The sequence below is a fragment of the Streptomyces sp. NPDC059989 genome (assembly GCF_042736975.1).
Taxonomy (GTDB): domain Bacteria; phylum Actinomycetota; class Actinomycetes; order Streptomycetales; family Streptomycetaceae; genus Streptomyces.
This window is the reverse complement of the sequence record NZ_JBHWUO010000040.1, coordinates 61,278-67,361: the sequence shown is the minus strand read 5'-3', so window position 1 is coordinate 67,361 and position 6,084 is coordinate 61,278. Positions and strand designations below refer to the sequence as shown.

Here is a 6,084-nt window from a genome sequence, read left to right as displayed (position 1 = left end):
CCACCCCCCGGATCATCAACAACAAGGGGGGGAAGTCATGCCGGACCCGAAGGCCGGTAGCCCCATTGCGGAGCCACGAAAACGGTAACGGGGGGGGGAGCCCCGGACCCGCGCCGCCCGGCACCGCACCTCCATGCGCCATGCCTCTACCCCTCCATGCCCTTACGCCTCCATGCCTCCGCAGAAGGAGTCCTGCCGTGTACGCCTTCACCCCCGCCGAGATGCACACCGCCGCCCACACCGCCCGCACCGCCGAACTGGCCGCCGAGGCCGCCGCCTGGCACCTCGCCCGGAAGGCCGCCCCGGTGACCGCCGGGCCCGCGCTGCCCGCCCTGCCCGTCCTGCCCGCCCTGCGCAACCGGCTCGGGGAGGCGCTGGTCGTCGCCGGGATCCGGCTGATGCAGCCCGCCCACGCCCAGGCCCGCGTCAGCCACGGCGGCGCGGCATGAGCAGGCGGCCGTTCACCGCCGTCCTGGCCGCCAACACCATCTCCATAGCCGGAAGTTCACTCACCCTCATCGGCGTCCCGTGGTTCGTGCTCCAGACCACGGGCAGCGCCGGCCGGGCCGGGATCGTCGCCTTCTGCGCCACCCTGCCCGTCGTCATCGCCGCGCTCGTCGGCGGCCCGGTCATCGACCGGATCGGGCGCCGCCGGGTCTCGGCGGCCTCCGACCTCATCTGCGCACTGTCGGTCGGCGCGATCCCGCTGCTGCACTACGCGGGGCTGCTGGAGTTCTGGATGCTGTGCGCGCTGATGGCCCTCGGCGGCCTCGTGCACACCCCGGGCCTGACCGCCCGCTACGTCCTGCTCCCCCACCTCGCCGAGCACGCGGGCACCACCCTCACCCGGGCCGCCGGCCTCTACGACGCCGTCTCGCGCGGGGCCCGGATGATCGGGGCGGCGCTGGCCGGCCTGCTGATCGCGGCCTTCGGCGCCGAGACCGTACTGCTGCTGGACGCGGCCACCTTCGGGGCCTCCGCCCTGCTGGTCAGCGCCTTCCTGCGCGGAATCCCGGCCGCCGAGCCCCAACGCTCCGCCGGAAAGGTCTCGTTCGCGGCGTACCGGGCCGAACTGGCCGAGGCCTGGGCCTTCCTGACCCGCTCACGTCTACTGGCGGGCATCACCCTGATGGTGATGATGACCAACGGCCTGGACCAGGGCTGGTCTTCGGTCCTGTTGCCGGTGCACGGCCGCGAGTCCCTGGGCGGCCCCGCCGCCCTGGGTCTGATGATCTCCCTCTTCGGCGGCTTCGCGCTGCTGGGCGCCCTGCTCTACGGGGCGTGGGGCGAGCGGTTCCCGCGCCGGGCGGTGTTCGCGGCGGCCTTCCTGGTCTCCGGGGCCACCCGGTACGTGGTCGCCGCCCTCACCGACACCACCCTGCCGCTCGCGGTGACGATGGCGCTGGCCGGCCTGGGCGCGGGCATGCTCAACCCGATCCTGACCACGGTCATGTACGAGCGGGTGCCGGAGGAGCTGCGCAGCCGCGTCTCGGGGGTGACCACGGCCGGCTGCGAGCTGACCATGCCGCTCGGCGGACTGGCGGCGGGCCTGCTGGTCGACGGCTTCGGGCCGACCCGGGCACTGCTCCTCTTCGGCGGCGCGTACCTGCTGACCACGCTCGCCCCGCTGGTCTTCCCGGCCTGGCGCGGCCTGGACCGCGCACCGCTCAGCAGGCGGGAACGGCCTCTCCCCGGTTCAGCGCGCGAAGGGCGTCCACGGCACCCGTCAGCGAAGTGACGGGGACCAGCCGGAGCCCTTCGGGGAGTTCCGACCGCGCGTCCGAGCACTCCGCCTTCGGTACGAGGAACACGGTCGCCCCGTCCCGCTTGGCGGCCTGGGTCTTCAGGGCCACCCCGCCGACCGCGCCGACCTCGCCGTCCGCGGAGATGGTTCCCGTACCGGCGATGGTGCGTCCGCCGGTGAGGTCGCCGCCGCTGCCGTCGCCGTCGAGCTTGTCGACGATGCCGAGGGAGAAGAGGAGCCCGGCGCTCGGACCGCCGACGTCGGCGAGGTTCAGCTCGACCTTCACGTCCTTCGGGTCCTTGTGGAGAAAGCCGAGGGCGGCCTCGGTGGCCGTCGACTGCGACTTGGCCATTTCCTCCAGATTGTGCGCCTCGATCTCCTTGTCGCTTCCGCCCGAGGAGTAGACGGCCTCCTTGGGCATGACGGCCCGGGTGGTGTCGAACCAGTGGCCGACGAGCTCGGGCAGGTTCACGGTCGTGGAGGGTCCGGTGGCCTGGATCGTGGTCATGCGCAGCTGGCCCTTGGTCTCACGGGACGGAGCCCCGGAGACGGAGATGACGGCCTTGCCGTCCCGCTCCCCCAGCACGTCGGCCGTGAGCCCCGGCTGGGCGATCACGAAGGGCAGCGGCGCGAACGCCGCGACGGCGAACAGCCCGATGACCGGCACGGCACAAACGGCCAGTGCGGCGGGACGCGGCAGACGCATGAGACGAGAGAGCACCCACCCAATCTATCCGCCCCCGCCGAATCCAGCCCCGCCGGCGTTTGAGGCGCGGGGTCTGGGGCGGAGCCCCAGGTCCTTCCAGCCCCGCCGGCGTTTGAGGCGCGGGGGTCCGGGGCAGAGCCCCCGGCAACGGCGCCGCACCGGCACACGCACCGGCACCCCCGAGCCCCCCGCCAAGGCCGCGCCTAGCGAAGGGCGTCGGCGACCTCCCGCGCCGCATCCACCACCCGCGGCCCCACCCGCTCCGGCACCGCGTCGGCCAGCATCACCACACCCACGCTGCCCTCCAGCCCGGTGATCCCCACGAGCGGCGCGGCAGCGCCACTGGCGCCCGCCTCCAGCTCCCCGTGGGTCAGCGTGTACCCCGGCTCGATCAGCTGGCCCTGACGGGCGGCCAGGATGGCCCGCCCGGCGGCCCCGCGGTCCAGCGGGTGGCGGAAGCCGGCCCGGTAGGCCACGTGGTAGTCCGTCCAGGTCGGCTCCACGACGGCGACGGCCAGCGCCTCGGTGCCGTCGACGAGGGTCAGGTGCGCGGTGGCCCCGATGTCCTCGGCGAGGGACCGCAGCGCGGGCAGGGCGGCCTCGCGTACGAGGGGATGCACCTGCCGGCCGAGCCGCAGCACGCCGAGCCCGACGCGGGCCCGGCCGCCGAGGTCACGGCGGACCAGGGCGTGCTGTTCGAGCGTGGCCAGGAGCCGGTAGACCACGGTGCGGTTGACACCGAGGCGGTTGGACAGCTCGGTGACGGTCAGACCGTGGTCGGTGTCGGCGAGCAGTTTGAGGACTCTGAGCCCTCTGTCGAGAGTCTGGGAGGTTTCCGCGGTCACGACGCCTCTCCCTCTTTCGGTGAGCGGCGGTGACTCTCTGCTAGGCGCGCCGCCGGTCCCGTGGCGGCGCACGGAGAGGCCGCCGGTAGCGGCCATTGCACCGGCTGCGCTCCCGCGGCGGCGCTGCCACGGTGCGTTCGATGCGGGGACAGTAGCGAGCAGGTCCGCTCAGCGGAAGAGCTCGTCCAGAATCCGGGCGCGTGCTACCTGTTTATGCCGGTTTCCGAGAGCCGTCGGCGTCCAAACGTGACCTCCGGCCCCCGGATTCCGTCACCGCATGCGGGTGGCCCACTCCTGCACTTTCTTGATCCGCTCGCGCAGCTGACCCGCCGTCGCCTCCGCGCTCGGCGGCCCTCCGCACACTCTGCGCAACTCCGTGTGGATCACCCCGTGCGGCTTGCCGCTCTGGTGGACGTACGCGCCCACCATCGTGTTGAGCGACTTGCGCAGCTCCAGCAGCTCCTTGTGCGAAACCACCGGCCGCCGGTCGGCCGGCAGCTCCAGCAGGTCCGCCTCCGCGTCCGGCTTGCGCCGGCTGTGCGCGATCTGCCGCGACTGGCGCTTCTGGAGCAGCATCTGTACCTGGTCCGGCTCCAGCAGCCCGGGGATGCCGAGGTAGTCCTGCTCCTCCTCGCTGCCCGGGTGCGCCTGCATGCCGAACTCGGCGCCGTCGTACAGCACCCGGTCGAAGACGGCGTCGGACTCCAGCGCCTCGAAGGACATCTGCTCGTCCTCGCCGGTGTCCTCGTCCTCCTGCCGGTTCGCCTCGTCCATCTCCTTCTCGGACTGGGCGTACGGGTCCTCCTCGCCCTGCTTCTTCGGCTTGTCGAGGACGTGGTCGCGCTCGACCTCCATCTCGTTGGCGAAGCCGAGCAGGTAGGGAATGGTCGGAAGGAACACGGAAGCGGTCTCGCCGCGCCTGCGCGATCGCACGAAGCGCCCGACGGCCTGCGCGAAGAACAGCGGGGTCGAAATGGTGGTGGCGTACACCCCCACTGCCAGCCGCGGCACGTCGACGCCCTCGGACACCATGCGGACCGCGACCATCCAGCGGTCGTTGTTCGCGCTGAAGGTGTCGATGTTCTTCGAGGCGCCGGTGTCGTCGGAGAGCACCACGGTCGCCTTGGTGCCCGTGATCTCCTTCAGCAGCTTGGCGTACGCGCGCGCCGAGTCCTGGTCGGCGGCGATGACGAGGCCGCCCGCGTCCGGGATGCCCTTGCGGACCTCGGTCAGCCGCTGGTCGGCGGCGCGCAGCACGTTCGGCATCCAGTCGCCGCGCGGGTCCAGCGCCGTGCGCCAGGCCTGCGAGATGGCGTCCTTGGTCATCGGCTCGCCGAGGCGCGCGGCGATCTCGTCGCCCGCCTTCGTCCGCCAGCGCATGTTGCCGCTGTAGGAGAGGAAGATGACCGGCCGGACGACGCCGTCGCCCAGCGCGTTGCCGTACCCGTAGGTGTAGTCGGCGGAGGACCGCCGGATCCCGTCGTTCCCCTCCTCGTAGGTCACGAAGGGGATGGGGTTGGTGTCGGACCGGAAGGGCGTTCCGGTCAGGGCCAGGCGCCGGGTGGCCGGGTCGAAGGCCTCCTGGCAGGCCTCGCCCCAGGACTTCGAGTCGCCGGCGTGGTGGATCTCGTCGAGGATCACGAGGGTCTTGCGCTGCTCGCACCGGTTGCGGTGCAGCATCGGCCGTACGCCGACACCGGCGTAGGTGACGGCGACCCCGTGGTACTCCTTGCTGAGCGGCCCGGCGGAGTACTCGGGGTCCAGCCGGATGCCTATCCGCGCCGCCGCCTCCGCCCACTGCTTCTTGAGGTGCTCGGTCGGCGCGACCACGGTCACCTGCTGGACCACGTGGTGGTGCAGCAGCCAGGAGGCGAGGGTCAGCGCGAAGGTGGTCTTGCCGGCGCCGGGGGTGGCGACGGCGAGGAAGTCCCGCGGCTGGGTCTGGATGTAGCGGTCCAGCGCCCCTTGCTGCCAGGCACGCAGTGCGCTGGCGGTACCCCAGGGAGCACGGCCGGGGAAGGCGGGTGAGAGGTGGTGGGAGGCGGTAGTAGTCACGGTCTCCGGTTCGTCGCTCTCGGCAGTCGTACGTAGGACAACCGGGCCACCTTACCGGTGCGGGCCCGCCCCTCGTGGAGGGACAGGCCCGTGACCTCGCGCGGTGCGGTGAGCGTCACATCGCTTCGTGCAGCGCCCGCAGCCGGCCGGCGATCCGCGCGATCTCCGTCTCGTGGCCTGCCGCCACGTCGATGACCAGCTCGTAGGCGGCGTCCTGGTCCACCTCGGCGAGGTCGATCCCGTCGACGGCCAGGAAGGTCGCTGCGGCCAGCCAGGCGGTGCGCTTGTTCCCGTCGACGAGGGGGTGGTTCGTGGCGATGCCGTGGAGCAGCGCGGCGGCCTGCTCGTACGGATCCTCGTACGCCGGAGTCCCGAACATCCGGGCCCGCGGCCGGTGCACAGCCGACTCCAGCAGTCCGGGGGCGCGCAGCTCGACGGGCTGGTCCTGGGCCAGGCAGGCGTGCCGGGCCAGGTCGAGGACCTCGGCGAGCGTGAGGTGTCGCCGCACCCGGGTGGCGCTCATGCGCCGAGCCGCTTCAGCAGCGCCGCGTGCCGCTGCGCGAGCCGCTCCGCTTCCGCCCCGACCCGTCCCCGCTCCGCCCGCAGCCGCACCTGTACGGCGTCCAGGGCGAGTTCCTCGGGCGTCCGCCCGGTGGCGTCGGCAAGATCGGCCAGTTCCGCGCGCTCGGCGTCGGAGAGGGGGATGGTCAGCTCGTTCATGGTCAGAAGCTAGC

The 6,084-nt window shown here is 72.6% G+C and carries 7 protein-coding genes; 2 read left to right on the top strand and 5 right to left on the bottom strand.

Annotated elements, in window-relative coordinates:
- Positions 1-197 precede the first annotated feature (197 nt).
- The gene (locus ACFWBN_RS29165; protein WP_385181127.1) at positions 198-449 is read left to right on the top strand and encodes a hypothetical protein; all 252 of its coding nucleotides are present in this window, start codon (positions 198-200) and stop codon (positions 447-449) included.
- Positions 446-1,738, top strand: a complete 1,293-nt coding sequence (locus tag ACFWBN_RS29160) for an MFS transporter (protein WP_385181124.1) — start codon at positions 446-448, stop codon at positions 1,736-1,738. The genes ACFWBN_RS29165 and ACFWBN_RS29160 overlap by 4 nt, the downstream gene beginning before the upstream one ends.
- Here ACFWBN_RS29160 and ACFWBN_RS29155 read toward each other — a convergent pair.
- From ACFWBN_RS29155 to ACFWBN_RS29135, 5 genes are all read right to left on the bottom strand, one after another.
- Entirely contained in the window at positions 1,668-2,450 is a 783-nt protein-coding gene (locus tag ACFWBN_RS29155) for a PDZ domain-containing protein (RefSeq protein WP_385181138.1), read from the bottom strand. The two genes, ACFWBN_RS29160 and ACFWBN_RS29155, sit on opposite strands and share 71 nt — an antisense overlap.
- Positions 2,451-2,653: 203 nt before the next feature.
- On the bottom strand, positions 2,654-3,295 hold the full coding sequence (locus ACFWBN_RS29150) for an IclR family transcriptional regulator (protein WP_215018318.1): 642 nt from the start codon (positions 3,293-3,295) through the stop codon (positions 2,654-2,656).
- Positions 3,296-3,565: 270 nt separating this feature from the next.
- On the bottom strand, positions 3,566-5,350 hold the full coding sequence (locus ACFWBN_RS29145; RefSeq protein WP_385181121.1) for a DEAD/DEAH box helicase: 1,785 nt from the start codon (positions 5,348-5,350) through the stop codon (positions 3,566-3,568).
- Between the two features lie 115 nt (positions 5,351-5,465).
- Positions 5,466-5,873 carry a type II toxin-antitoxin system death-on-curing family toxin gene (locus tag ACFWBN_RS29140; protein ID WP_385181118.1) on the bottom strand — a complete coding sequence of 136 codons (408 nt, stop codon included), beginning with the start codon at positions 5,871-5,873 and terminating at the stop codon, positions 5,466-5,468.
- The gene (locus ACFWBN_RS29135) at positions 5,870-6,070 is read right to left on the bottom strand and encodes a hypothetical protein (RefSeq protein WP_385181116.1); all 201 of its coding nucleotides are present in this window, start codon (positions 6,068-6,070) and stop codon (positions 5,870-5,872) included. The genes ACFWBN_RS29140 and ACFWBN_RS29135 overlap by 4 nt, the downstream gene beginning before the upstream one ends.
- Between the last annotated feature and the right edge of the window lie 14 nt (positions 6,071-6,084).